The following is a 25,211-nucleotide window of genomic DNA, read 5'->3' on the forward strand; positions in this document are numbered from 1 at the left end:
TACGGCGGCGGTTTTTGGTAATCATCAGCCACTTAACACGTAAAACTCCCACCTTCCGGTGGGAGTTTTACTTATCTTAAACCATTTGCCGCTCCCAAAATCGATGGGCAGCAATTGCTTCGATGAATGGTTGAACAAAATCGGTATTATTGTCTCCCTGTACAACGCCCATGCCATCGGCCAAGTTTACGTTTTTTAGCCAAACCAAGCCTTCATTAGTGGCCGCAATTGGCTTGAAATGCTCAAATGCTTGCCTCATAAATTTAGTTGCGCCCCTTTCAAACATGGCATCGGCATTTTTTCCCCCATCTACATAGACAGCATCAAACGCGACGGAAGCATCGGTTTGAAACGTATGCACGGACTCCACCTTGCTGTCGTTGACACCTGTGATCGGACCGAGCTTATCACTTAAAACCCTTGGTTCTACGCCTGCTGCTGCCAAGGCGTCAATTATGGCTTCCACTTTTTGACCATCGTAACCTTCGGCGATGATAATTGCCACTTTTCGCGTCTGCGCACTTTTCGTTGTATTCGCCTGACTGAGTGCCGGCGATTGTTTGGTTACATCGGAGCCACCGGAAGTTGGCGGAGTACATCCGATGGTTTCGGCAAAGGCTGCAGCCATATCCACATCCACACTGGCAAACATGTCAACGACTTTTTGTTTTACGTCTTTGCTTTTCACTTTGCCGACCTCGAACCTAAACGCATCAATAATATGCTGTTTTTCCGGCTCGCTCATGCTATTCCAGAACAATTTTGCTTGTGAAAAATGGTCCTTGAAACTATCGCTACGCGCGCGAATTTTGTGGGCATCGACTCTTTCTTGATAATGGGCATAGCCCCCCTCTTCTTCACTAACAGTGTGTGGCGAACCGTTCGCCAAAGCGTTTCGGTGATGAGCAACGTTTCCTTTATTGATGGTCTGGCGCATAAAACCTTCACGTTGATTGTTAAAAAACGGACAGACCGGACGGTTAATCGGAATCTCGTGGTGATTCGGGCTGCCAAAACGGAGGAGTTGCGTATCCAAATAGGAAAACAAGCGCCCTTGCAACAATGGATCATTGGTAAAGTCAATGCCCGGAACGATATTAGCCGGATGGAACGCCACCTGCTCCGTTTCCGCAAAAAAATTGTCCACGTTGCGGTTCAATGTCATCTTTCCAATTATACGCACCGGCACATCTTCTTCCGGCCAAATTTTTGTGGGATCAAGGACATCAAAATCAAACTTGAACTCATCCTTTTCATCGACGATCTGCACACCGAGCTCAAATTCGGCAGGGTTGCCTAAATTAATATTGTCCCACAAATCACGGCGATTAAAGTCGGGATCAGCCCCGCCGATAATTTCCGCTTCCTCCCAAGAAAGCGAATGAACACCCAAGAGTGGCTTCCAATGGAATTTTACGAAATGCGCCTTTCCTTCCTCGTTCACGAAGCGGAATGTATTAACGCCAAACCCTTCCATCATCCGAAAGCTTCTCGGAATGGCACGGTCACTCATGAGCCACATAATCATGTGGGCGGTTTCCTGGTTTTGTGTCACCCAGTCCCAAAACGTATCGTGAGCGGCAGTCGCCTGTGGGATTTCATTATCAGGTTCGGGTTTAATGGCATGCACAATATCCGGGAATTTAATCGCATCCTGAATAAAAAATACCGGCATATTGTTCGCAACCAAGTCGTAGTTCCCTTCTTCTGTGTAAAATTTCGTTGCAAATCCGCGCACATCTCGCGCTGTATCTTTAGAGCCCCGTTGACCGACGACCGTTGAAAATCGAACAAAAACCGGCGTTTTCACACTTGGATCTTGTAAAAATTTTGCCTTCGTAAACGGCTTCATCGATTCATATAATTCAAACTCGCCATGCGCGGCAAATCCACGGGCATGTACAACCCGTTCCGGCGTACGCTCATTGTCAAAATGAGTTACTTTTTCCCGAAAATGAAAATCATCCATAATCGTAGGGCCGCGCTCCCCCACTTTTAACGAAAATTCATCCTCATTCATTTTGAGTCCTTGATTTGTCGTCAATGGTTTGTCTCGATTATCATAACTCCTAAACGCTTCCAGCTGTTCATTCTTGCTGTTTTCACTAAAATTATTTTCTTCTTCATTGATGTTCTTTTTATCCTTCACGTCGCCACACTCCCTTCCTTAGTAAAGCGCAAGCGTCCTTCATCAAACGAGGCGCTTGCGCTGGATCTCATTAAACTACGTCGTTTGCTGCTTCAAGACCGGATAGATCGCTCCTACCTTTTGAATGTCCATGGCCGGGGCAGGCGCAAGTGGATAGTATCCCTTGCTAACCATATATTGCCAAATATCATAAGAATGATGGCTACTGTTTAAAAAGGAGTTCTCAAAAAACGTACGCAATTCCGGGTTTGCGCATTCTAAGGCCGCCTTTGCATAATTTGTGGCTGCCGATTTTTGATTGAGCAAATAACCCGTCGCAATCTCCCGATCGTTCGGTTGTTGTTCCGTCAAACGTAGTTCGACCGGGGGAAGTGGAGTGACCGGCGTTTCGGTATAGCTCGTTAAATTCGGAGTATACGTGTCCGGTTGAAACGTAGAGATATCGGGGCGGAGGCGTCTTGTAAAAACTCCACCTTCATATTATAATCATTGACATGCATCGGAAAGTGTTGGGTCAACATTTGCTGTAGTTCCGGGTCCTGGGCTTGTTTCATCCACGTAGACATACAAGATATCGTGTTGTAACAACTCATGGCCAGTTCGCTTAATTCATGAAATTCATGTCCGGCTAATTGCATATATTTCTCCTCCAAATGTCATAAATTATTTCGCAAACTTAGCCTATCCGTGCATATATGGATTTATGCATTCTTTGGGGGTATCATAACCACAAGGAAGAGGGCATTGGACCTCGGATCATATGCGCATTTATTGCCCCTTACTCGCGCTCATCGAGCCGTCGCTCAAGCTCGACAATCTGCTGCTGTAGCGATGCTATTTTGGCATCCGTATCGGAGTTGGGATTGCCATTCGGTTGATCGAGGCCAGTTGGTAGCGGAGCATCTTCATTTAAGCCGTTTTCATCGGCATCCTCCGTCGCCTGCTCCCTTTGCAATTCGCGAAGTGCGATGCTGGCAGCTGAAAATTGAAGCCCTTCACCGATAACAGCCAACAGTTGACCAACATATTCCAATTTAACAATAAGCGATTCGGAATCCTGCTCTTCTTCGTCGTTTGTCGTTTGCGGAGGTTGCCAACCGTACATGGAAGAATAAGAACGCTTCCTGCCACCGAACACCATCATCACCTCGAATCACGCCCATTAAGTATTTATCCCATTGTATGTAGACATTTATAAAAAAGTGTACGTCCGCAATGGCATGATATTTGAGGAGGAAAAACAGATGTGTGGACGTTTTACGTTGTATGATCAAATCAAAGCCATCCACAAACGCTTCGGCATTGATGTCAGTAAAATTGACGAAGCAATGCCCAGCTTTAATATCGCTCCTTCCCAATCTCTTATCACAATCATTAATGATGGAGAGCGGAACAGACTGGGCCAACTGCGTTGGGGGCTCATCCCTTTTTGGGCAAAAGACACAAAAATCGGCTATAAAATGATTAATGCACGTGCAGAAACCGTTGCAGAAAAAAACAGTTTTAAACATGCATTCACACGCAGGCGGTGTCTTATCCCCGCGAACGGATTTTACGAATGGAAAACCGTTAATGGAAAAAAACAACCGTATTATATACAACTAAATGGGGAAGAGTTATTTGGATTCGCAGGTTTATGGGAGAAATGGACAAACGGGGAGGAAACCATTTTTTCTTGTACGATTATTACGACCGAGGCAAATGAAATGATGAGCGACATTCACCACCGTATGCCCGTCATCCTTACAAAGGAAGAAGAAGCATCATGGCTGGATCCAAACATTCAGGACCCAAACATTCTTAAACAACTTCTGGTCCCCTTTGAATCAAAAGAGATGCACGCCTATCCCGTTTCTACAGACGTCAACAGCTCGAAAAACAACCACGGGGGATTGCTGCATGAACTATGAATGTCAAGGTGGGTAGTCGACCACACCCCCTGGATCGATCATTATCCATGCATGATCATTAAAGAACATTGCCTCCCTTACATCGATTCCGCATTAAGGAGAACATTTTGAATGCAATCTTGCGACCCAGAAGATATCGAAAGCAGATATATTTTCGATCATTCGAACCTAAAAAAGAGCCTCGAGTGGGCTCCTTTTGCTAATCCGAATCTTCTTCGACAATATCCTGTTCTGCATCGAGTTCGTAATCCGCACCTTCGGAATAGTCATTTGCCGCGTCCCAAAGAAGGAACTCGTAAATGTCATTATCATAAAGCGCCTGGATCTGTGCCTCCACTTCATCGGCGCCGTATTCCATCCAATCGCCATCTGACAAATAGGAAGCGGTGAAGTCCTGAAGCCAAGGTCTGGAGATCGGTGGGTCTTCCATATCATCCATCAGTTCGTTTTCCAATTGAGCATATTCGTCAACAATATCATAGGGCTCAAGATCGGGTTGATCGATACCAAAATGCGGTGTCCAGTGGCTTGGATAAATCATCGATGACATAATATCCACGTTTTCGGCGATTTCCGTAAAGTTTTGCCCGATCCCCGGTGTCTCGTCTACTGTTGCCGCGTAACCGAAAATATCACCCGAAACTTTCACTCCATAAGGCCTTAACTCTTCACGGGCATACTCGACAAAGTCGGTGACGGCATCCACTCTATTTTGAACATTATCTTCTCCGGATTCGGCATAATTCCCTTCAGTGTATTCCAGGTCATCATCACGGTTTTCAAATCCTTCAGGGAAGCGTATATAATCAAACTGAATTTCTTTAAATCCCGCTTCAGCTGCTTCTTTGGCTACCTCAATATTATACTCCCATACTTCTTCAGAGAATGGGTTGACAAACGATTCGCCGCTGTTGTTTGACCAAACATCCCCGTTGTCCAAAAAGGAAAGCTCCGGTTCTTCCTCAGCCAACTCTGTATCTTTGAAAACAACGATCCTGGCAATCGGATAAATATCGTTTTCTTCGTATGTATCCATCATGCCCTCCATATCGTCGATGATCTCATTAGTATTGGCCTGGATACGCTCATCGTCTGAATCCGTTTCATAGGTGATAAACCCGTGATCATCTTTAACGTCAACTACGATGCTGTTCAGAGTTGTATCATTAACTAAGTTTACAAGGTCATCAGCATTGTCGCCCCCCATGGAATGGGCTGTCGAAAAGACCCCCTTGACACCGTCTTCCGGGTATTCAATCTCAACACCGCTGTCATACGTAAAACGATCGGGAATTAAGCGTGGAAGCGCGAGCAAGTCATCGTCGTTTAGCTCAAATAATGCTTCTTCTTCCTCTTCCCCTCCTTCTTCCTCGCCATTCTCTTGTTCTTCTCCATCTTCTTCAGCAGAAGCCGGATCATGATAACTGCCAAAAGCTACAGCTCCCGCTAATAAAGCGACGGTTATTTTTTTGCTCATGCGCTCGCCTCCTCCAGTGTATCGACGTCTTCAAGTGCGTTCTCCGTTGCCAATAGCTCATCATGAATGTTTTCAAGGAGCTGGTGGGCTTCTTCTTGAGCATCGTTAACGGTCTCAATTCCATCAGCAAGAAATTCGAAATCGCTATCCTCGCCTAATCCACTGAAATATTCGTCTTGGGTCTGAAGTTCCGAACCGTATGTTTCTACATAATCGTTCAATTCATTATGTAAGGAAGCGGTTTGTTCATTTAACTGTTCCAATTCGTCCATGGGCAGCTCTTCACTGTCTCCATCTTCTAGCACAGTCGCTATGATTTCATTTTCCATCTGCATGGCTTGCGCTGCATCGTTGATCGCTGCCAAATAAGATTCCCTCTCTTCAAGATTTGTGAACACTTGAGCATCCCGTGTTGAAAAAAGATCAGCTTCGTTTTCTGCCAAGTCTTCTTCAAATTCCTCTAGCATCCCTTCCTCCTGGGCCAATATATCATTAATGTAAGCGATAACGTTATCTTTTTCATTTTCTATTTCAACCACCGACGACGTAGCATCTTCTATACTGACTGATTCGCTGCAACCTGCAAGCGAAATCGCACATATCGTAATGGCGACCGTTTGCACCCATCCTTTCATTGGATCCCCCCCTTTTTTCTACTAAAAAACTTATTCATAGTATATCAGCTTTACACTTATTACTAAATGATTTCTCTTGCATTTTTTACCTACGGATTGCTTTAAATTGATTACAAATGGAAGAAAGCGATACAAAAGTGGTATTATTTAGTTGATGATAGGGATAGCCTTGGACCCATTCACTGGGTATTTATTTTTCGGGGGATTCAACGAGGTCTGAAATCCAGTGTTCGGAATCCCTAACGAAGGAGGTGTGAAGCCATGAAGATTTATGTAGATGCGGATGCTTGTCCAGTTAAAGATATCATTATAGAAAAGGGGCGTGCCGCAAATATTCCCGTTATCTTGGTGAAAAGTTTCAACCATTACTCGCTGGAAAAACAACCTGTCGGCGTCGAAACGATCTACGTCGATACCGGTGCGGATGCTGCGGATTATCGCATCACGCAACTCGCCGACGCCCATGATCTTATCGTGACGCAAGATTACGGATTGGCTGCCCTTGGGTTGGCGAAAAATTGCACCGTCCTCCACCATAACGGTTTCGTCTATTCGAATGAAAATATCGAACAATTGTTAAGCAGTCGCCATGCCCAAGCAAAAATGCGGCGAAGCGGCCAGAAAACAAAAGGACCGAAACTGTTCACCGACGAAGATCGCGAACGATTCAGAGAAGTATTGCAAGAAGCACTTGAGACTTAGAGGTGCGAAGGATCGAAGGATGTGTTCGTGTGTTTTTGAACGCCAGAGGGGCGTAGTGATATCGCCAAATGCCGCTGTTGGCAACCTAATGCAGGACACCCGAAGCTCATCCACTCAAGAAAAATTGGTTTTTCGCTAAGCTTTTATGGCGAAAGTCTTGCCAGCAAAAAACGAGGCGATCATGCCTCGTTTTTTTCCTAATACGTTTGTTGTACGTTATACATCTCATCATTTTCTAATTCAATGAAGAATTCCAACCTGTAAATGTCATCTTCATTAAGTTCCAACGCGGAAATCACCTCTTGAGCCATCTCTTCGTCATCCTGTTGGGTGTCAATTTGGAGGTTTTCAAGCACTCCCTCGATCTCTTCTCTCGCGTCGTCCCCTTCGCTTGAGTCATCTTCTTTTTCTACCTCGGCGTCCACCTCGTCATTCTCCGCTTCATACTCGAACTCCCACTCGGTGTCATCCGTAAATTGGATTTCTAATTCCATTTCACGTACCCCTTTGTCAAGCGCCGTTTCTCCGTCACCGGCGGTATCTTCCCCATTCATATCATCCATACCGTCCATCTCATCTTGCCTGTTGCCATCATCGGCCATATCGTTGCTCAAATCCTCGGTCATGTCCCCGTTATCATCATTCCCGGTTGCTTCGCCATTTCCGTTCATATCCCCGTTCTCTTCCATGGCATCGCCGCTTCCATTCATCCCGTCGTCCCCGTTTTGATCGTCAGCAGTTCCGCAAGCAGAAAGCAAAAGCGCGAGGCCAAGGGTCGTCATTCTTTTCCACTGCATAGAATTGTATCCTCCTTCTAAGTATGGGTGAAGGCTCTCGCTTAGCTTGCCCGCTTCCCGCAAACTTAAACAACATTTCTATGCAGTTTCTTTATTTTTTTCGCCCCCACCCTTAACGAGCTGCAACAACAGAACGAACCGAGATGAGTAACGCCGGAAACTCTTCGATGTTTGCCTCTTCGGCATACTGGTCAATATGGACACGGAAATCCTGCAACAACCGGCACGTCTCCAATCCGACGCAGACCACCATTTTATCCGAACACCAAACCGCCAAATCTTCCTCCAATTTCTGCGCAAAGGCATGCACTTGATCGGGCGCCGTAAACAATACCGTATTGATCCAATCATCGGCGACCAAACGTGAAAACACATCCTCTTTTACGCTAGAAGATTTTCGGCGAGCGATTTGCCAATACGAAGATCCATTTTTCGGACATGTCCCGACCGTCAATTCAGGATCCCCGTTCCTCTCCGACGGCAATCCATGCGCCTTAAGTGTCTCTTCCGTATCAACATCTTCCCCGGTCACATACGCAGGCAACCAGCGTAAATCATACCCCTCGTCTTTCCAATTCTGTAAAAAAAAACCGACACTACACGCATCCTCAAAATGCACACGCCGATAAGCCGTGAGCGGTGAACGAAGACGTTCCCGATTGAACGCAAACACATCCCCGGGATAAGAAAAAACGTGCGCGCCGAGGCGTGTCAACATACGGGTTGTGTCTTCCCTGCCGGTCACATCCCCACCTGCCCAAAGCACGCTTGTGCCTTGTAAAGGTAAATCCTCATACCACTGCAAATCCGCGTGAAACCGGGCCGTTTCCCCTACAATGACAAGCGCCGGGTTCGTGATCATTTTGGTCTCTACCTCGCTTGCAATCGTGGTGATGGTGCCATTTACCGTTCGCTGCTTCGGGGTCGTCCCCCATTGTACGACTACCGCAGGCGTTTCGGCACTCCACCCATCGCTTGCAAGCCGCTGCATCCAGAACGGTAGGTAATGCATGCCCATGTAAAAAATTAATGTATCTGCTCGAGGCAAGACCACCTCGGACAACGGCATCTCTTTGCGGGCGTGCCCGGTAACAAAAGCAACACTTGTGCTGAGTGAACGGTAGGTGGCCGGTACCCCGGCATAAGAAGCACCGGCAAGCCCGGCGGTCAAGCCGGGAACGACCTCATAAGCAATGCCTGCCAATCGGAGCGCCTCCGCTTCTTCGCCGAGATGGGCAAACACACCCGGGTCTCCGCCTTTTAAACGGACGACAAACTGCCCTTCCTGTGCATAATGCGCAAGCATCGTTTGGATCGTCGATTGCCGGGTGGCGTGACCTCTCGGAATTTTGCCACTATATATACGTGTGGCCTCTTCTTTTGTATGTTCCAATAAAAGCGGGTGGACGAGCCGGTCATACACAATTACGTCCGCACGTTCCAATAATGCTTTCCCCTTTTCCGTCAACAGTCCCGGGTCTCCCGGCCCGGCGCCGACAATGGCCACGCTCCCTTTCATCTTAAGCCCACCTTTCCACACTCACGAAGGCCGCAAGAGATCCTCCAATTGTTCTACAAGCTCATGCACGTTCTCCTCGGTTGAACGTGTACCCGTTTGCAACGTAATATCCGGGTCCACAGGTGCCTCATAAGGCGCGCTGATACCGGTGAACGATGGGATTTCCCCACTGCGCGCTTTTTTGTATAATCCCTTTGGATCACGGGCTTCGCACGTTTCAAGCGGACAATCCACAAACACTTCAATGAAACGCCCGTCCGGCAATCGCTCTCGCGCCCTTGCCCGATCATCGGCATAGGGTGAAATAAATGCAGTGCTCACGATATGGCCCGCATCGACGAACAGACGGGCAACTTCGCTGATGCGGCGAATATTTTCGACCCGATCTTCCTCGGAAAAACCAAGGTCGTTGTTCAAGCCATGGCGAACATTGTCCCCATCCAAAACGTAACTTCGATACCCATGATCATGAAAGTAACGGTCGATGGCATTTGCGAGCGTTGATTTTCCCGAACCGGATAAACCGGTAAACCATAATACAAATGCGGAATGGTTATTTTTTCGCTCCCGTTCGGTTTGGGAAACGGCAGCATCATGCCAAACGATATCTGCATTGCTCATCTTTTCTCCCCCTATCTATTGAACTGTAGACCGGTATGCTTCCATCAGCACGTTCACAACTTCACGCCTGCTAAATTCTTTCGGCGGTGCTTCACCGTTTCCAAGCATCTCCCTGACTTTTGTGCCGGACAATATCACATGTTGCTTCGAATCATGGGGGCATGTTTTGGCGGTCGCCATTGCTTCACAAGCATTGCAATAAAAACTATGTTCAAAAAACAACGGCGAAATGCCAAGCGCTTCGGCTGGGAACTGTTTTAATAACGTCTGCGCTTCATAGGTGCCGTAATAATCCCCAACACCGGCATGGTCTCTGCCAACGATAAAATGGGTGCACCCGTAGTTTTTACGCACAAGCGCGTGAAAGACTGCTTCACGGGGACCCGCATAACGCATGGCAGCCGGAAATACGGAAAGCTGGACCCGATCTTCCGGATAATAGTCCGACAACAGCACTTTATAACTTTTCATACGTACATCGGCAGGGATGTCCCCTTTTTTTGTCGCGCCAACAAGCGGGTGTAACAACAAGCCATCCACCGTTTCCAATGCCGTTTTTTGGATGTATTCATGGGCGCGGTGCACGGGATTCCTCGTTTGGAAACCGACGACCGTCTGCCAATTTTTTGCCGCAAAAGCTTCCCGGGTTTCTTGCGGTGCCAATGCTTCCGCTTCAAAAAGCCCATGCTCGACGGGACGGACAAGTGTAATTTCGCCGCCCACATATACGTCCGGTCGCGCAAAAAGCTGCGCAACCCCCGGATGAGCCTCATCTGCCGTTTTAAATACTTGCGTCGCTTCCTGTTCTTTGTCAGGTCGGTAAATGTCAGACACTGTTATCCACCCGTACGTAACGCCGTCTTTTTCCAAAAGGGCCGCTTCTCCGATGTTTAAATCAGCCGCCAAAGCTTCCGTAACGGTCAAGGTGATCGGCAGACTCCACACCAAGCCATTTTCCAGTTTCATAGAAGAAACAACATTTTCATAGTCCCGTTTGTTTAGAAAACCGGTTAATGGCGAATACGCGCCGTTTGCAATTAATTCCAGGTCTGCAAGCGCCATTTCATCTAATGGGATTTTTACTTTTGCCTCCGGCAAATCGGCTCCATACTGCCGTCTGTCGATCAGCGAACCCCCATGGGGAATACTCGTACTCATGCGTTATCCTCCTCAGTATGTTTTAACGTTTACCAATGCAGCCCGCATTCGGTTTTTTCCATTCCGCTCCATCTTCCGCTCCGTTCGTCTGCACCATCGAGCACTTGCGCCGTGCATGGGGCGCATCCGATGCTTGGATAATGATTATCATGCAACGGATTATAAGGTAACTCCCTGTCATGAATATGCGCCCATACATCTTCCTGCGTCCAATGAATGAGCGGGCAAATTTTCAAGAGTGAAAAGCGATGATCTTTCGCGATAAACGGGGTTTCCCGCCTCGTAGGCGACTGTTCTCGTCGCAACCCGGAGATCCAGGCTGTATATTGAGACAATTCCCGTTGCAATGGTTCAAATTTACGCATTTGGCAACATTGATCCGGGTTGCGTTCCCATAAACGATCGCCATGCTTTTCCTTTTGCTCTTCGACCGTATGTTCAGGTGTCAGCGCTTTGATGTTAAGAGTCGGAAAAGATTTTCGTACGTCATCGAGCAATGTATACGTTTCTTTGAAATGCAAGCCGGTATCGAGAAAAATAACATTTGCCCCAGGATTCACTTCTTCGATCAAATCAAGAAGCACCATCCCTTCGGCACCAAGGCTGCAGGAATATACAAGCTGATCTCCGAACGTTTTATAAGCCCAGGCCAATACATCGGTTGCCTGTTTATTCGCCAATGCCACGCTGTTCAATTCCTTCATTTCCTCATCGTTGAGTGTCGACATGGTCATCAATGGAAACGCCCCCTTTGTTTTGAAATTCCCTGCCGTAAGCAAAAAAGGATAAATCCTAACTAATTTTATAGGAATTATATGTTCTATGAGAATATTTTATTCAGAAACATTGAAAATGTCAATACACAATTTTAAATGTGCTGCTTCACTATTTATTTTCCAATTTTCAGTTAAATATTGGCGAACCTCCGCCCTAGAGGTTTTTAAAACAGTGTCATTGGCCGGTAGTGAATCGGATCTAAATTGGTAACGGTAATTCCGAGTAAACGCACCCCTTTTCCTGCCATGCCGACCTCTTCCCAAATGCCTGCCGCCTGATCATAAATCGCTTCGGGCGTTTCAAAATAATGCGGGGCGCTCACTTGTCTCGTTAACGTTTCAAACGACCGATACCTTATTTTCAGGACAACCGTTTTCCCGTGTTTTTGCACGCGGTTCAATGCAGTAACCACTTCTTGTGCGATTTTCCTTAGTTCATCCGTCACTTCGCTGTCGGTCGTCAAGTTATGAAAATACGTACGTTCTTTGCCGACAGATTTTCGTTCCCGCTTCATATTTAGCGGCTTGTTATCGATCCCGCGAGCACGGTGATAATAAGAGATACCCGCCTTGCCGAAAAGGGAAATGAGATCCATTTGTTCCATTTGATACAAATCTTCCCCGGTGTATATGTTAAGGTTATGCATTTTTTGCGCTGTCTTCGGACCAATGCCCGGGAATTTCTCAATCGGTAACTTTTTTAAAAAAGGAAGCGCTTCATCAGGTGGGACAACGGTCAAACCTGCCGGTTTTTTCATATCGGAGGCGATTTTTGCGATGAATTTATTATAGGAAACACCAGCGGAGCTTGTCAGTTTCGTTTCTTTCCATATGTCTCTTTGAATTTGCTTGGCGAGAATCGTCGCGCTCGGAATTTTCTTATTGTTCGTGGTGACGTCCATATACGCTTCGTCGATGGACATAGGCTCGACCATCGGCGTGTAGCGTTGCATGATCTCCCGAATTTGCAAAGAAGCTTCTCTGTATGCCCGGTAATTTCCGTCGATAAAAATCCCGTGCGGGCACTGCTCGTATGCTTTATAAGCGCTCATGGCCGAGTGGACACCATACTTTCGCGCTTCATAATTCGCCGTGGAAACAATCCCCTTCCCACCGGTTTTTTTCGGATGTTTGGCGATAATCACCGGCTTCCCCTTCAAAGACGGATCATCCCGCTCCTCGACAGACGAAAAGAAAGCATCCATATCAATATGTATGATTTTACGCGATGTATCCCGCTGCGGTTCGGGCAGTTGAAAATCATGAGAATCATGCACGGAATTTCCCTCTTTTATCATAGTATCTATTGCTATTATATCGAACGTACGATCCTGGGTCAAATCGTAAAAAAACCCTAAAGTTCGTTCACTTTAAGGATGGAAGGATAAGCATTTTATTTATTTTGGAGGATCAGCGATCCATTCTGGTCTCGAGTTTTTCCTTAAGATCGAACGATCGCTTATAAAGAGATTTAATATCGCTTTCGTGATGTTCGATCGTTCCTTTCATGATTGTCACATTTTCGGAAACGTCCACTAATTGCTTATGCATCACATCCTGCTTTTTTTCTACTCCATCAAAACGATCATTCGCTTCGGTTCGAAAGGATTGGAGCTCGGATCTCACTCCTGAGATTTCCTCGCGGAGCTCCGTTTTCATTCCGGTCATCTCCGTCTGCAATTCACGGATCGCGTCCAATAGCTGTTCGTTTGTTAGACTCATATTCTTCACCCCACTTCATTCTAAGTGTATAGAACTAATGTTCTTTTTTCAAGTATGAAATGCTGTTTCTTAGAAGTTAATGTCGGACACTTTTGCAAAAATAAAGGTGCAAAGTGCCCGAAGTTTCTCATCACTATGACGGCGGTTTTGCCTCCATAACAGCTTTCTGCATCATTTCCGCATAAGGATAGCCATTGTCGGTGTATTGTTGCGTTACTTTTTCCACATCGTAAGGCACACGTTCAATACTCACACGAAAACGTTCTTCGTCTGCGCGGACAATAATATAGGATGCTTTGCTTTGGCCGTCAAACGGCAAGCCTACGCTACCCAAATTGGCTAAACACTTTCCGCCGACGTAGCGCACATACGGAAGGTGAATATGGGCATACAAATATAAATCCGCATCTTCTTCCACCATCAGTTTGTTTTGTAAATGCTCAGGTGATTCATGAGGCAACACGACATCAAACAAACTTTCCGGCGTGGCATGAAACGTGTGCAACTTAAGGTGTGAATTCAACTCCCAATGAAACTGTGTCGGAAGCTGTGCCAGGTAATCTAAGTCTTCCGTTTCCAATTGCGCCATCGTCCATTCCCGTTCCTCGTTCATCATCGCCACCTTAGCTTCCGGAACCTCGCCTTCCCGAACACCGCGCACGACCCATTCATCCGCATTGCCCTTAATCACCGGACATTCCAACGATCGAATGCGATCCAACGCCCGTTTAGGCTCCGGCCCCCGATAGCATAAATCGCCTAACACGGCAACGCTGTCCACATGGTGTTTTTTTATATCAGCAAGCACTGCATCCAAAGCGACCGCGTTGCCATGAATATCCGAAATGAACGCCATCTTCATGTGAAAATCCTCCTTTTTGTACAGGATAGGAGGATTTGTAAAATAAAGCAATGATTAAGTGTCGCTCTTCGTCAGTTTCAGGAACGTAAACATCCCGATCGCACAGGTGATGAAGATCGTCGCGCCCATTGGTACCGCTGTGTCATTAATGCCGGCGAGCGGGGCTGCAGTCGCGCCGATCAAAAGCGGCAACATCCCGAGCAACGCGCTTGCACTCCCCGCCCGGTGCCCTTGCTTGGCAATCGCGAGCGTAAAAGACGTCGTTAAAACGACCCCCATACAAGTCATGTAAATAAAAATGGGAATCACAATCATATACAAAGGCCCCTCGATGAGAGTCATCGCGAACAATAACGCGGCCGCGCCGGTGCCAACGATGACAGCCGTTCGTAGAAATGTCCGCTCGGGAATGACGCCAGAAAAACGGCCGACGAGAAAACTCCCGGTAATAATCGCTGCCCCGTTCATGCCGAAAAGAATGCTAAACGCCTGCGGCGAAACGTCGTATATTTCCTGGTACACGAACGGTGTCCCTGATACATAAGCAAAACTGCCCCCATGTACGAACCCGAGCGTGAGCGCGTAGCCGATAAACGAACGGTCCCGAATCAAATCCCCGAGCGTACGCATCGTGTGCCCGAGGGAACTCGGCATTCTTTTTTCCTCCGGCAACGTCTCCTCCAATTTCAAGGAGATCATCAAGACGATGAACAGCCCTAAAAACGCCAGAAAGTAAAAAATACTCGTCCAATCGGTGAAGGAAAACCATAAAATCCCGCCGCCGGCCACCGGCGCGAGCATTGGTGCCACCGCGTTAATCACCATTAAAAGAGCGAAAAACTTCGTCAATTCGCGGCCGCTGAACACATCACGCACGACCGCCCGTGAGACGACAACCCCGGCCGCCGCCGTAAAGCCTTGCAAAAAACGGGCGGCAATAAGCGTCGTTATATTCGGCGCCACGGCGCAAAGAAGCGAGGTCAGCGCAAATAATAGAATGGAGATGATTAACGGTTTTTTTCTCCCTTGCGCATCACTGATCGGGCCGACCACCACTTGCCCGACCCCGAGACCAATGAGACAAGCGGTTAAACTCAACTGCACGAGTGAAGCCTGTGCGTTCAAATCATCGCCGATCTCCGGAAAACTCGGCAAATACATATCGATATTCAGCGGCCCTAAAGTGGCCAGCATCCCTAGCAAAATGGCAAGGCCAATCCGTTGCAAACCTGTCGGGTTATGTATCAAGAAAAAAACGACCTTTCAAAGAAACATAGAATATAAACATTGCTATTCTACGTGAGGATGAAAGGATTGTCTAGAGGCAATTAGAGGTGAGCGGCGGGAAAGCACGCGGTTAAACGTTGCGCAGTGGTATTTTGAGTCTTCTGATACATGTTCTGAGGACGCTCAACGTTGCTCAGTGGCATTTTGAGTCTTCAGATACTCGTTCTGCGGACGCTCAACGTTGCTCAGTGGCATTTTGAGTCTTCAGATACTCGTTCTGCGGACGCTCAACGTTGCTCAGTGACAATTTGAGTCTTCAGATACTCGTTCTGCGGACGCTCAACGTTACTCAGTGGCAATTTGAGTCTTCAGATACTCGTTCTGCGGACTCTCAACGTTACTCAGTGGCAATTTGAGTCTTCAGGCTAGGGTTTTAGAGACTTATAATGGTTGCCGAACGCCAAATTAGTCCGGTGAATGTGACAAAATATGGATCGACGATTTAGGGTGAATATAAAAGTTAAAGGATCGATTTCGACTTACAGCAAATCACACGAGCCCTTCGCGACGGGCAAGAAGAAACAGAGACAAAGATAGATGCACTGCTGGGGTCCGATGTACAAACTATACGAATTGACCTGAACACTGTTAAAGAAAATATGGCAACCAAAAAGGATCTTGACTATTTTGATCGAAAAATAGGGAAACACGACCGAGAGCTAGATAAGCTGAAACGACGGTCTGGTTAATATTGGATAAAAAAAGACCACGAGCAAACTCTTACGCTGTTTGCCGGTGATCCAAAAATGCATTATTTTGACTCAGTTTTTTCATCCTGAAGTCGATTATAATACTGCACGCTTGTCATAGCGCCTTCGTTCACCATATTGGCATCCTCTATGTCTGAAGGCTTGCCCAAATTTTTAAGATACGATGAATCTTCTTTCCCTTGTATTTTCGCTAGCTGTCTCTTTACTTTCTGGCGATTTTCCCCCTTTGACAAGTACACTGCTCCAGCGACTGCCCCGGCTACACCAACTGCTTTTGTTACTTTCCCCATTGCTGTACCATCCTTTCATTAGATATTCTTTAACTAATGATCGCAAGATCCATCTATAACTACTATACCCCTTTTATTATCTCGCATAACTAGTATTCATAGAAATGGTTAGCTCGTTGCCCAATAGCCGACGGGCGGGAGGATCGAGTAGGCCTTAAAAGAAGTCGTTGCCAATTTTTCGTGGCGTAGTGAAAAAACGGCGTTCGATGAGCACCATTGCTTCGATGAATTGACGAATCACATGGGATGTAACCGATACGTATCGGTTACATTCGAAATCACTTATCTAACCATCTATTCTTAATAAAATCTTCAAAGTCATCTCTCTTATCTAGGCTTAAGCGATGTTGATGATATTTATCGTATTGACTCGTGGCCAGCTGATCCGCTACTTCTTTCGATATTTCACCCGCATTTTCCAAGATGTCGCGTTCATTGAATTTAAGAAAAGCATTTAACCTATCTATCCAGTTTTCCATATACATCGGTTGATGACGTTTGGCTTGTTCTTCTGCATAATCAAGATACATCGTGACAATTCTGTTTAGTGAATCTAATTCATCTTCTGTCAAATAATTCTTAGCTATCGTCACATCACTTTTACGAACTCTTTCACCTTTCCATGCTTGTAACCCCATGTTTTCGTTTTCAGCATTGGCTCTTTTAGAAATGAGTTCCGCGACAGTATATCCATGGACCGCAAAGTGTAGTTTGTTTTGGACTGTTGCAAAAAATTGTTGCGTGAGTTCAGCTTGAGGCTCATAATCCACGGAGGTGGCATATATAGGGATTGCTGAACAACTTGCAGCTATCAGCTGAAGCCGGGATGTCGCTTCCATGGCTTCGCTTTCCGCGGACGAACGGTCAAGCCTCCTCGCGCAAAACCGGCGCTGTGGGGGCTTGACGCGTCCGTTTTTCCGCTGGAGTCTCGCCATTGCAGCACCGTCCCTCCGTACATTGCCAGAAGTGCAAGGGTTTTTTGCTTATAGGATGGATTTCCTTGCATCCAGTTTTGACAACACCAACGGAAAATGCTTATGTGCCAGTCTTTTTCCGCTATTCAGCAGTCCCTATATATCAGTAATCTTTTGGTAAAACTTTTTTCTAAAGCGCGGATATCTCAGATGCGTTCAAGTAATTCGTCGAAATAATCTTCACCACTATTTCGCATTTCTTTTAGTCGATCATCATCCATGGTAAAGCCTTTAACTAAATATTCGTTGAGTCTTTTAGTAGCCCAATTCCTAATCTGTGTACCACGGTGTGAACGGACCCTGTATCCAACTGCCAGGATAATTTCGAGATTGTAAAATGACACATCTCTTTCAACTTCTCTTTTACCTTCCATTTGAACTATTAGTTTTTGCCGAATAGTTTCTTCTTCATCCAATTCGTCTTCGGCAAAAATGTTCTTTATATGCTCATTTATCGTATTAACACCTTACTGATTTATATTGTGTATATATATCTGTAATTCCTTCTAGAGAACCATTTAGCATTTTTCCAAAGTGCCGTTCCTTAATTGGAACAAAAACTAAATAATCCATTTTCACACCATTTAATTTCGCAAAATCTAACAGCTGATTGAATTCTTCAAAATACTGGCCTCTCAATGCAATATTAAATATAACATCTAAGTTATAATGAAGAATTTTCCTTTTAATATTTCTTGACCCTTCCTTTTTTTTGCCGTAAAGTATTTGGAACACTTTTCACTGTCTCACACTGTGAAGATATTCTTAATGTGCTTATTAATTGTATTTACTCCCTTTTGGTACAATACCGCCATCGCTTTCTGCGTCATCCATACAGTCCTAATTTCTAATCTAACATCTATTTTCGAATATCTGTCTTCTGTTGTCTGATAGATTAGGATATTTGTTTTATTCGACATACATCTATTACGCCCTTTGCTCAATTTTCGCCTGTTAAAACGATAAGTTCAGCAGAAAACTTGAAAAGAACGAAGCTCATTTGTTAGTGTTTATTCATCTTCAATATCCTTGTCGAACTATTGTTTGTATTTATATTATATCACACATACGTTCTTAAGGGTAGCTTTTAAAAGCAAAAGGGACGCTCATTTTTCTATATCCTCAATTGGGTACTGGATTGCTCATATATGCTACAATAAGTGAGAATGAGCCCAGCTTTGAGGGAAAGGAGCTTCTCTACCATGCCATCTTTCAACTACGGCAATACAACGATTGATTACTCCCTCCATTATCAAGCGCATAAAAAGGATGTTTCGATTGCTGTTGAGTGGCTGGATGGGGTTCAAGTGACAGCACCGTCTGATATTTCAACGGAAAAACTCCATGACATCCTTCGTAAAAAGGCTCCCTGGATGATAGAAAAATGGTATGAATTTAACGAGATTACCGTTCCAGCTTGTCCTAAAGAATTTGTAAGCGGCGAAAAATTCCCGTACTTAGGGAGACAATATCGTTTAAAAGTGTATAAGGAAAGCGATCGTTCTCGTGCTGACCTTGCTTTTCAAAAAGGGCAATTTTTGGCTTATATCCCCGAAACGAGCACCAACAATGAAAAAAACGACCAGCTTTATGCCTTGTTCAAAAACTGGTACATACGCTACGGCCAGCGAAAAGTAAATGCACGAGCGAAACTATATATCCAAAAACTAAATGTCTCTCCTCCTGCGAATCTCACTCTCAAAGAACAACAATTGCGCTGGGGATCTTGTACAAAAGAAGGAGCCATCTATTTGAATTGGAAAATCGTGATGGCCCCAGTATCCGTATTAGATTACGTCATTGTTCACGAGCTGTCACACTTAAAATACGCCGATCATTCCAAAAACTTTTGGAATACCGTGCATAGCATTCTTCCGGATTATGAAAAGCGAAAAGAATGGTTACGGGTGAATGGGCCAACGCTTCATCTTTAACCTCGCAATGCAACCCAACTTCCTTATTTTTTATAATGCACCTTCGCCAAGTCCATCATTTGTTGTGTCAAGCCTTCCAACTGATCTTTCGGGCAATGGCTGGCCCGTAGCTGGCGTTTAAGCTTCCTACGCATTTGTCGTTGCACTTCATCTTTTTCTGTCCAATCCATTACTGCATAGTCCTGGATGTCTTCTGTAATGAGATGCGTTAATTCTTTCAAAGGCTCTTTTTCATCATAAGACAGCTCTTTTTCCATCAGTTGAAAGAATGGATATTCTTCTTTTGTAAAGCCTTCTTCTTCCCCTTGCTTATCGCTATTACGGAGTTCCTCAGTTAGCTTTTGAAGTTCTTCGAGTTGCTCGATAAGATCGATCCGTTTTTCCTTACCTGCTTCAATGAGCTGTTCCAACTTTTCTTTTAAAGACGTATAGTACACGGGGTTTTCGTCTAATTTTACTCTTATTTCATGGCGAATGGCGTGTTCCATTTCCGACGCCTTTGCTTCGTCTGACTCAAATGTCTCAACACGTTCGACAAACTTTCCGGACATAATATCAATGGGTTCGTTCAACACTTCTATCGATGACGCTTGCAAATGTTCGGCAATGAGACGTTTCACTTTTTCACCGCAATCGGAAATATCCATTTGTGGTTCCCGATAGCGAGTTTTTGCCATTTGACGGATTTTGCCAAGGAATTTTAAATCTTTCTTATACGGCTCGGCTTTCGGATATGGCATTACCATATTCACGCTTTCCGCAAACTTTCGAAACGCCACATCGAATTCATTCCGTACATCTTCCGGCCGCAACACTTGAATACATGCTTCCGAATCAAAAAAATCAACGTGGTCAAAATAACGCATGGCGGCTCGGTGACGATTCTGTAAGCGGGGGATTTCACTTTCCACCGGATGCAAGGCACCTTCAATGTCATTATCTTCAAAAACACTTAGCGCTTCGTTTAAATTTGAAGACACGCCATAATAATCCACTAGAAGCCCGTGGGTTTTTCCTTTGTAACGGCGATTGGTTCGCGCAATCGCCTGTAATAGATTATGCTCTTTTAATGACTTATCCAAATACATCACTTGTTCTATCGGCGCATCGAAGCCGGTGAGTAACTTGTCGACCACTATAATGACTTCAAGCGGGTCCCCCGCTGTTTTAAAACGATCGATATAATTCTTTTCCTCAACATTGGATAAATGGTATTTCTGTAAATGTTCACCATCATTGTGGCTTCCTGAAAAAATAACGACAGATTCAAGATCGCTCAATTCATCGAGTTTTTGCTTATATAAATCCATCCGGCTGAATATGCGTTTCAAAATGATGAATCAAGTCTAAAACGATTTGCTCCACCCGTTTCGGTGCCCCTGTTAAAGCCTCTTCCGTCGCATATCTTTGCTTGATGCGTTCTCGATCTTCTTCCGGATACTCTCGAAACATGCGGTCAAAAAGGGTATCGAGGGATTCCTCTTGGACATGAAGATCGGTCATACGCCCTTCGTAGAAAATAGGTACGGTTGCGCCATCGTCCACCGCTTGTTGTATGGTGTATTTATCAATATAAGGGCCGAACGTGCGCGTCGTACTACGGTCCTCTTTATCAATCGGCGTGCCGGTAAACCCTAAGTAACAGGCGTTTGGCAAAGCGGAGCGCATGTTCACGGCAAGTCCTTTGTATTGCGTACGATGGCTTTCATCGACCATGACGAAGATATTTTCATCTTCAGAAAGGACCGGGTGCGCTTCGCCTTCTTCTCCTTCCTGAAACTTGTGTACAGTTGTCGTAATTGTAGAGCCCCGGGCTTGGGTTAATGACTTACGTAAATCGTTGACCCCCTCAGCTTGTTTTGGGTTGGGAAATCCACAACGCCGGAACGTCCCCGCAATCTGATTATCCAGATCATTTCGATCGGTTACAATCAAGATCGTAGGGTTTTTTAAGGAAGGGATACGGCGAAGTTTCACTGCTAAATACAGCATCGACAAACTTTTGCCACTGCCCTGCGTATGCCAAACGACACCGCCCCGCTCTTTCGAGGTTTCCGCATTCATAATACGTTCAATCGCTTTATTGACCGCACGAAACTGCTGATAACGCGCAAGCTTTTTTATCGTCTTGCCGCCTTCGGGTTCGTAGACGATAAAATTTTGCACAAGATCCAGTAATTGCGTCTTCGTGAGCATTCCGACGGTTAAAATATCCTGCCGATTCGGTTCTGTTCCGATATCTTTGATTTCAAATGGCCACGGATCTTTCCATTCGCTATAATGCCGTGTTTGTGCAGCTACGGTTCCAGCTTGAGCCAGTTCCCCGCTCGTTGCGACCAAAAATTGCGTGTAATGAAAAAGACGGTCGGCGTCTCTTTGGTATCTGTTGAGTTGTTTAACAGCTTCACCCATTTGGTTAGTAATCGTAGGACTTTTACATTCAATGACGACCAAAGGAAGGCCATTGATGTAAAGGATTAAGTCCGGTTTAATCGTGCCGCCGACATCGCTGATCGTTAGCTGATCCACGACGAGGAATTCATTGTTTTCGGGATGATCAAAATCGATCATTTTGACGGTCTGGTTCTTTTTCCCTTTTCCAAGATCCTGTTGAATCGATATGTAGCTGACGAGATCTTTATGGAAGGCTTCATTCGCTTCCATGACACTCGTGGCGTCAATATGCGTAATCTGGCGGATCACTTTATTGAGATTGTTTTCATCGATCCATGGATTTAATCGTTGAATGGCGTTGGATAAACGTTTCGACAGCACCACGTCACGCTGCGTATCTCTTTCCGCATCTAAAGCAGGGCCATGAGCGTGCTCATAGCCCAAACTTTGAAGTTGCCGGATCATTCGGTTTTCCACGAGTTCCTTTTCGGTTAACTCCGTCATGTGGAGACCACCTCATCTTCTTCGTCAACCTTTACCCGGACCTTTCCGGTAAGCAGGACTTGCATTAGGCCTTTTTTTAGGGTTTGGAGCTGGGTCATCTTTTGTTGTTCTGCGGTGATTTTGTTGTCGACAGACACAAGAATTTGAGAAATATTTTCTTGCTCCGATAATGAAGGTAAACTTATTTTTAAATTAAGAAGAGCTTTCTGAGAAATGTTTTTCATACTACCGCTAGTTCCAGTAGAAATTGAACTAATAATTGATCGCATTTTATTCCATGTAAGTACATAGCTAAGCCATAAAGATATTACATTATTATTCGTTTCTGCCTGCCATAATCGGTCAGGTAAATACAGGTCGGAGTGATCTTTATCAACATAGGAACTGGCTCCTACAAGAAGTGGGGTGTTCATTCTACTTATAACAATATGATTTTTTTTAGGAGTGACAGCAGCTCTTTCTTCTTCTAAAGGTAATATTGTTTTATGTTCAAGTGCATTAAAAATTCTATTAGTTACAGCACTAGTTTTTAATATTCCCTTCTCATGAGGCTTTTTTATTCTATCTTCAGAATTGACGCTTACTCCCGAGAAAAGTTTAGTAACCACCCTATCAAGTGTCACTATTTCCCACTCCTCAGGGATCTCTCCGATCTCTGTTTGCTTAAACTTCGTATGGCCGATGCCTTGGGTGAGAAGCTTTTGCATCAGCCCATTTTTCACTTTTTCCGTTTGCGCAATGATGGCTTCTGTTTTTTCAATGGCATTATCTACGGAAGTTAGGATAGCCGCGATTTTTCGTTGTTCGGGGAGAGGTGGGATTGGCATTAAAATATCTTTCAAATGGCTGTATTTTAAATTTAATGTATCGCTTACGAGGCCTTGGGAAAACCGATGAAATAGGTTAATCATCGGCCTGCTTTTAAATAAAAATTCTACATATTTCCCGTAAATACCTTCTGATAGTTGACATACGGTGTAAGCGGGGCTCACTATCCCTGTAACATCACTCAAGCCAACTACCCCTTGCCACATCCGCATTGTATTATAAACTATATCATTAGGTTCAATTACTTTATATCTAGATTTATCTACCGAAGAAATATCTCGTTTATTACTTAATTCTTGTGGTACAATCCCTTGGCTCATTGTAACTGAATATAATGGTAATTTCTCTCTATTTTTTTCTTTACTTTCTTTCAAGTGATTCCCTATTTTTTGATACCCCCATTGATCAGGAAGAGGGTGAGAAAATGGCCTCCTATGTTTTTCTATGAATTTTTCTTTACTCAACATATCCTAGCTCCTTCAAATAACTCTTCATGGTTATTTCAATCTCTCCTCTTTCTAGTTCCAACTTATGAAGTTTAGCAAGTTCATCTTTTACATCAATATCTTCCTCTTCCTCGGTAATATCAATATATCTAGGAATGTTTAAGTTGTAGTCATTCCCCCTAATTTCTTCTAGACCTACGACAGTACAATATTTCTCCTTATCCCGCCATTGATCATAAGAAGATACTATCTTACTTATATCATTATCGCGTAAAACATTTTGGTTCGTTCCGGGCTCATAATCATCTGCACCGTGAACGAAGAAGACCTTTCCTTTTTTATCTTCTTCTTTCCCTCGATTAAAAATAAGAATACTCGCCGGTATCCCCGTACCGTAAAAGAGGTTAGCAGGTAAACCGATCACTGCTTCCAGTAAATCTTCCTCCAGCAATCCTTTGCGAATTTTTCCTTCTGCTCCACCACGGAACAGTACGCCATGCGGCATGACAATGCCAGCTTTTCCTTCATGATTCAAGGTTGCCACCATATGCTGAATGAACGCTAAATCCCCAGCATTTTTAGGAGGTAGTCCGAAACGGAAACGACCATATTTATTCGTCTCCGCTTCCTCTCTTCCCCAGTTTTTTAGACTGAACGGAGGATTGGCAATGACACGGTCATACAGCATCAACTCTCCATCTTCGATCAATTCTGGGCTGCGGATAGTGTCCCCTTTTTTTATTTCATGATCACTTAGCCCGTGCAAGAGCAGGTTCATTTTACAGATTGCCCATGTATTCAGGTTCCGTTCCTGACCGTGAAGCGTTAAGTTGGCAGGATTGCCACCTTGAGATTTGATGTAATCGACCGACTGAATGAGCATGCCGCCGGAACCAACCGTCGGGTCGCTAACGCGCATGCCTTCTTCTGGCTTGAGAAGCTTAACGAGTAATTCAACGACTTTGCTTGGCGTGTAGAATTCTCCACCTTTTTTGCCTGCATCATCGGCGAACTGTTTGATTAAGTATTCATAGGCGCGACCGAGCATATCTGGCTCTGATAGATTTTGATTACGCAAATCAATCGCCGTGAAATGCTGAATCAATTGTGTAAGCAACGAATCAGGGAGTTTTTCCTTATCGTTGAAATCTATGTTGGCGAGTACACCTTCCAGTGATTTGTTTTCTTCCTCCAGCGCTTCAAACGCTGTGTTCAAACTGTCACCAATATCCTGCGTTTGCGCTTGGATATGGTTCCAACGGGAACGATCAGGTACGAAAAATTGGTGCTCATCCCGTTCATACCACCCATAATCGTCGCCTTCCTTTTCTTCAATGTCTTGCGCCGTCTCTACGAAAACATCATTTAACCGTTTTAAGAACAACAGACCGAATATGTAATTTTTATAGTCCGAGGAATCGATGCTACCCCGTAGGATGTTTGCGGATTCCCATAAGTGGGATTCGAGTTGTTGTAGTGTTAGTGGCATATTTGTTTAAACTCCTTTTATGAAATG

The 25,211-nt window shown here is 45.0% G+C and carries 24 protein-coding genes and 1 pseudogene; 3 read left to right on the forward strand and 22 right to left on the reverse strand.

What is annotated here, in order from left to right; translation table 11 throughout:
* Window positions 1–76: 76 nt before the first annotated feature.
* From HUG20_RS12925 to HUG20_RS12935, 3 genes and pseudogenes are all read right to left on the reverse strand, one after another.
* Window positions 77–2,149: a catalase gene (locus tag HUG20_RS12925; RefSeq protein WP_246476405.1), complete on the reverse strand. Its 2,073-nt coding sequence runs from the start codon at window positions 2,147–2,149 to the stop codon at window positions 77–79.
* Between the two features lie 75 nt (window positions 2,150–2,224).
* Window positions 2,225–2,787, reverse strand: a pseudogene (locus HUG20_RS12930) (spore coat protein).
* A gap of 140 nt (window positions 2,788–2,927) precedes the next feature.
* Entirely contained in the window at window positions 2,928–3,296 is a 369-nt protein-coding gene (locus tag HUG20_RS12935) for a hypothetical protein (protein WP_200085077.1), read from the reverse strand.
* A gap of 97 nt (window positions 3,297–3,393) precedes the next feature.
* On the opposite strand from HUG20_RS12935, the gene HUG20_RS12940 reads away from it, so the two are divergent.
* Window positions 3,394–4,059 (forward strand): SOS response-associated peptidase, encoded by a 666-nt coding sequence (locus HUG20_RS12940; RefSeq protein ID WP_200085078.1) that lies wholly within the window; start codon window positions 3,394–3,396, stop codon window positions 4,057–4,059.
* 199 nt (window positions 4,060–4,258) lie between these two features.
* Here the strand turns inward: HUG20_RS12940 and HUG20_RS12945 are convergent, their stop codons facing one another.
* Entirely contained in the window at window positions 4,259–5,536 is a 1,278-nt protein-coding gene (locus HUG20_RS12945) for a putative glycoside hydrolase (protein WP_200085079.1), read from the reverse strand.
* Window positions 5,533–6,171, reverse strand: a complete 639-nt coding sequence (locus HUG20_RS12950; RefSeq protein WP_200085080.1) for a YkyA family protein — start codon at window positions 6,169–6,171, stop codon at window positions 5,533–5,535. Before HUG20_RS12950 ends, HUG20_RS12945 begins: the two co-directional genes overlap by 4 nt.
* A gap of 261 nt (window positions 6,172–6,432) precedes the next feature.
* On the opposite strand from HUG20_RS12950, the gene HUG20_RS12955 reads away from it, so the two are divergent.
* Window positions 6,433–6,873: a YaiI/YqxD family protein gene (locus HUG20_RS12955; protein WP_200085081.1), complete on the forward strand. Its 441-nt coding sequence runs from the start codon at window positions 6,433–6,435 to the stop codon at window positions 6,871–6,873.
* 197 nt (window positions 6,874–7,070) lie between these two features.
* Here HUG20_RS12955 and HUG20_RS12960 read toward each other — a convergent pair whose 3' ends face one another.
* The 13 genes from HUG20_RS12960 to rhuM (HUG20_RS13015) form a co-directional block, all read right to left on the reverse strand.
* Window positions 7,071–7,670 (reverse strand): YusW family protein, encoded by a 600-nt coding sequence (locus HUG20_RS12960; protein ID WP_200085082.1) that lies wholly within the window; start codon window positions 7,668–7,670, stop codon window positions 7,071–7,073.
* 112 nt (window positions 7,671–7,782) lie between these two features.
* The gene (gene cobA, locus HUG20_RS12965) at window positions 7,783–9,189 is read right to left on the reverse strand and encodes a uroporphyrinogen-III C-methyltransferase (RefSeq protein WP_200085083.1); all 1,407 of its coding nucleotides are present in this window, start codon (window positions 9,187–9,189) and stop codon (window positions 7,783–7,785) included.
* Between the two features lie 21 nt (window positions 9,190–9,210).
* The gene (cysC, locus tag HUG20_RS12970) at window positions 9,211–9,810 is read right to left on the reverse strand and encodes an adenylyl-sulfate kinase (RefSeq protein ID WP_200085084.1); all 600 of its coding nucleotides are present in this window, start codon (window positions 9,808–9,810) and stop codon (window positions 9,211–9,213) included.
* A gap of 15 nt (window positions 9,811–9,825) precedes the next feature.
* Entirely contained in the window at window positions 9,826–10,968 is a 1,143-nt protein-coding gene (sat, locus tag HUG20_RS12975; protein WP_200085085.1) for a sulfate adenylyltransferase, read from the reverse strand.
* A gap of 29 nt (window positions 10,969–10,997) precedes the next feature.
* A complete protein-coding gene (locus tag HUG20_RS12980) occupies window positions 10,998–11,696 on the reverse strand; it encodes a phosphoadenylyl-sulfate reductase (protein WP_200090512.1) in 699 nt (232 codons plus the stop codon).
* Window positions 11,697–11,908: 212 nt separating this feature from the next.
* A complete protein-coding gene (gene dinB / locus HUG20_RS12985; RefSeq protein ID WP_246476754.1) occupies window positions 11,909–12,949 on the reverse strand; it encodes a DNA polymerase IV in 1,041 nt (346 codons plus the stop codon).
* A gap of 205 nt (window positions 12,950–13,154) precedes the next feature.
* Complete coding sequence (locus HUG20_RS12990) at window positions 13,155–13,466, reverse strand: hypothetical protein (RefSeq protein ID WP_200085087.1); 312 nt, start codon at window positions 13,464–13,466, stop codon at window positions 13,155–13,157.
* 133 nt (window positions 13,467–13,599) lie between these two features.
* Window positions 13,600–14,328 (reverse strand): metallophosphoesterase family protein, encoded by a 729-nt coding sequence (locus HUG20_RS12995; RefSeq protein ID WP_200085088.1) that lies wholly within the window; start codon window positions 14,326–14,328, stop codon window positions 13,600–13,602.
* A 54-nt stretch (window positions 14,329–14,382) separates the two neighbouring features.
* Complete coding sequence (locus HUG20_RS13000) at window positions 14,383–15,576, reverse strand: Bcr/CflA family efflux MFS transporter (RefSeq protein ID WP_200085089.1); 1,194 nt, start codon at window positions 15,574–15,576, stop codon at window positions 14,383–14,385.
* 790 nt (window positions 15,577–16,366) lie between these two features.
* Window positions 16,367–16,615, reverse strand: a complete 249-nt coding sequence (locus HUG20_RS13005; RefSeq protein ID WP_200085090.1) for a hypothetical protein — start codon at window positions 16,613–16,615, stop codon at window positions 16,367–16,369.
* A 278-nt stretch (window positions 16,616–16,893) separates the two neighbouring features.
* Window positions 16,894–17,454 (reverse strand): RhuM family protein, encoded by a 561-nt coding sequence (gene rhuM, locus HUG20_RS13010; protein WP_343073178.1) that lies wholly within the window; start codon window positions 17,452–17,454, stop codon window positions 16,894–16,896.
* Window positions 17,427–17,621, reverse strand: a complete 195-nt coding sequence (locus HUG20_RS19185) for a hypothetical protein (RefSeq protein ID WP_246476406.1) — start codon at window positions 17,619–17,621, stop codon at window positions 17,427–17,429. The genes rhuM (HUG20_RS13010) and HUG20_RS19185 overlap by 28 nt, the downstream gene beginning before the upstream one ends.
* Before the next feature lie 114 nt (window positions 17,622–17,735).
* Window positions 17,736–18,005 (reverse strand): RhuM family protein, encoded by a 270-nt coding sequence (gene rhuM, locus HUG20_RS13015; protein ID WP_425504071.1) that lies wholly within the window; start codon window positions 18,003–18,005, stop codon window positions 17,736–17,738.
* Between the two features lie 786 nt (window positions 18,006–18,791).
* On the opposite strand from rhuM (HUG20_RS13015), the gene HUG20_RS13020 reads away from it, so the two are divergent.
* Window positions 18,792–19,523, forward strand: a complete 732-nt coding sequence (locus HUG20_RS13020) for a M48 family metallopeptidase (RefSeq protein WP_200085092.1) — start codon at window positions 18,792–18,794, stop codon at window positions 19,521–19,523.
* Between the two features lie 23 nt (window positions 19,524–19,546).
* Here HUG20_RS13020 and HUG20_RS20095 read toward each other — a convergent pair whose 3' ends face one another.
* The 4 genes from HUG20_RS20095 to HUG20_RS13035 are packed head-to-tail and all read right to left on the reverse strand — an operon-like array spanning window position 19,547 to window position 25,184.
* Window positions 19,547–20,854: a type I restriction enzyme endonuclease domain-containing protein gene (locus tag HUG20_RS20095; protein ID WP_343073179.1), complete on the reverse strand. Its 1,308-nt coding sequence runs from the start codon at window positions 20,852–20,854 to the stop codon at window positions 19,547–19,549.
* A complete protein-coding gene (locus tag HUG20_RS20100; RefSeq protein WP_343073180.1) occupies window positions 20,820–22,421 on the reverse strand; it encodes a type I restriction endonuclease subunit R in 1,602 nt (533 codons plus the stop codon). Before HUG20_RS20100 ends, HUG20_RS20095 begins: the two co-directional genes overlap by 35 nt.
* Complete coding sequence (locus tag HUG20_RS13030) at window positions 22,418–23,716, reverse strand: restriction endonuclease subunit S (protein WP_200085093.1); 1,299 nt, start codon at window positions 23,714–23,716, stop codon at window positions 22,418–22,420. The genes HUG20_RS20100 and HUG20_RS13030 overlap by 4 nt, the downstream gene beginning before the upstream one ends.
* Window positions 23,706–25,184 (reverse strand): type I restriction-modification system subunit M, encoded by a 1,479-nt coding sequence (locus tag HUG20_RS13035; RefSeq protein WP_200085094.1) that lies wholly within the window; start codon window positions 25,182–25,184, stop codon window positions 23,706–23,708. The genes HUG20_RS13030 and HUG20_RS13035 overlap by 11 nt, the downstream gene beginning before the upstream one ends.
* Window positions 25,185–25,211: the final 27 nt, after the last annotated feature.

The sequence above is a fragment of the Salicibibacter cibi genome, assembly GCF_016495865.1.
Taxonomy (GTDB): Bacteria; Bacillota; Bacilli; order Bacillales; family Marinococcaceae; genus Salicibibacter; species Salicibibacter cibi.

Coding starts and splice junctions, on each gene's coding strand:
- HUG20_RS13030 (WP_200085093.1), bottom strand. CDS start 23,716: ATGTTGAGTAAAGAAAAATTCATAGAAAAACATAGGAGGCCATTTTCT.
- HUG20_RS12995 (WP_200085088.1), bottom strand. CDS start 14,328: ATGAAGATGGCGTTCATTTCGGATATTCATGGCAACGCGGTCGCTTTG.
- HUG20_RS12955 (WP_200085081.1), top strand. CDS start 6,433: ATGAAGATTTATGTAGATGCGGATGCTTGTCCAGTTAAAGATATCATT.
- HUG20_RS12980 (WP_200090512.1), bottom strand. CDS start 11,696: ATGTCGACACTCAACGATGAGGAAATGAAGGAATTGAACAGCGTGGCA.
- HUG20_RS19185 (WP_246476406.1), bottom strand. CDS start 17,621: ATGCAAGGAAATCCATCCTATAAGCAAAAAACCCTTGCACTTCTGGCA.
- HUG20_RS12940 (WP_200085078.1), top strand. CDS start 3,394: ATGTGTGGACGTTTTACGTTGTATGATCAAATCAAAGCCATCCACAAA.
- sat (WP_200085085.1), bottom strand. CDS start 10,968: ATGAGTACGAGTATTCCCCATGGGGGTTCGCTGATCGACAGACGGCAG.
- cobA (WP_200085083.1), bottom strand. CDS start 9,189: ATGAAAGGGAGCGTGGCCATTGTCGGCGCCGGGCCGGGAGACCCGGGA.
- cysC (WP_200085084.1), bottom strand. CDS start 9,810: ATGAGCAATGCAGATATCGTTTGGCATGATGCTGCCGTTTCCCAAACC.
- HUG20_RS12945 (WP_200085079.1), bottom strand. CDS start 5,536: ATGAGCAAAAAAATAACCGTCGCTTTATTAGCGGGAGCTGTAGCTTTT.
- HUG20_RS13005 (WP_200085090.1), bottom strand. CDS start 16,615: ATGGGGAAAGTAACAAAAGCAGTTGGTGTAGCCGGGGCAGTCGCTGGA.
- HUG20_RS12990 (WP_200085087.1), bottom strand. CDS start 13,466: ATGAGTCTAACAAACGAACAGCTATTGGACGCGATCCGTGAATTGCAG.
- HUG20_RS20100 (WP_343073180.1), bottom strand. CDS start 22,421: ATGACGGAGTTAACCGAAAAGGAACTCGTGGAAAACCGAATGATCCGG.
- HUG20_RS13020 (WP_200085092.1), top strand. CDS start 18,792: ATGCCATCTTTCAACTACGGCAATACAACGATTGATTACTCCCTCCAT.
- HUG20_RS13035 (WP_200085094.1), bottom strand. CDS start 25,184: ATGCCACTAACACTACAACAACTCGAATCCCACTTATGGGAATCCGCA.
- dinB (WP_246476754.1), bottom strand. CDS start 12,949: ATGGATGCTTTCTTTTCGTCTGTCGAGGAGCGGGATGATCCGTCTTTG.
- HUG20_RS12960 (WP_200085082.1), bottom strand. CDS start 7,670: ATGCAGTGGAAAAGAATGACGACCCTTGGCCTCGCGCTTTTGCTTTCT.
- rhuM (WP_343073178.1), bottom strand. CDS start 17,454: ATGGAAGCGACATCCCGGCTTCAGCTGATAGCTGCAAGTTGTTCAGCA.
- HUG20_RS12950 (WP_200085080.1), bottom strand. CDS start 6,171: ATGAAAGGATGGGTGCAAACGGTCGCCATTACGATATGTGCGATTTCG.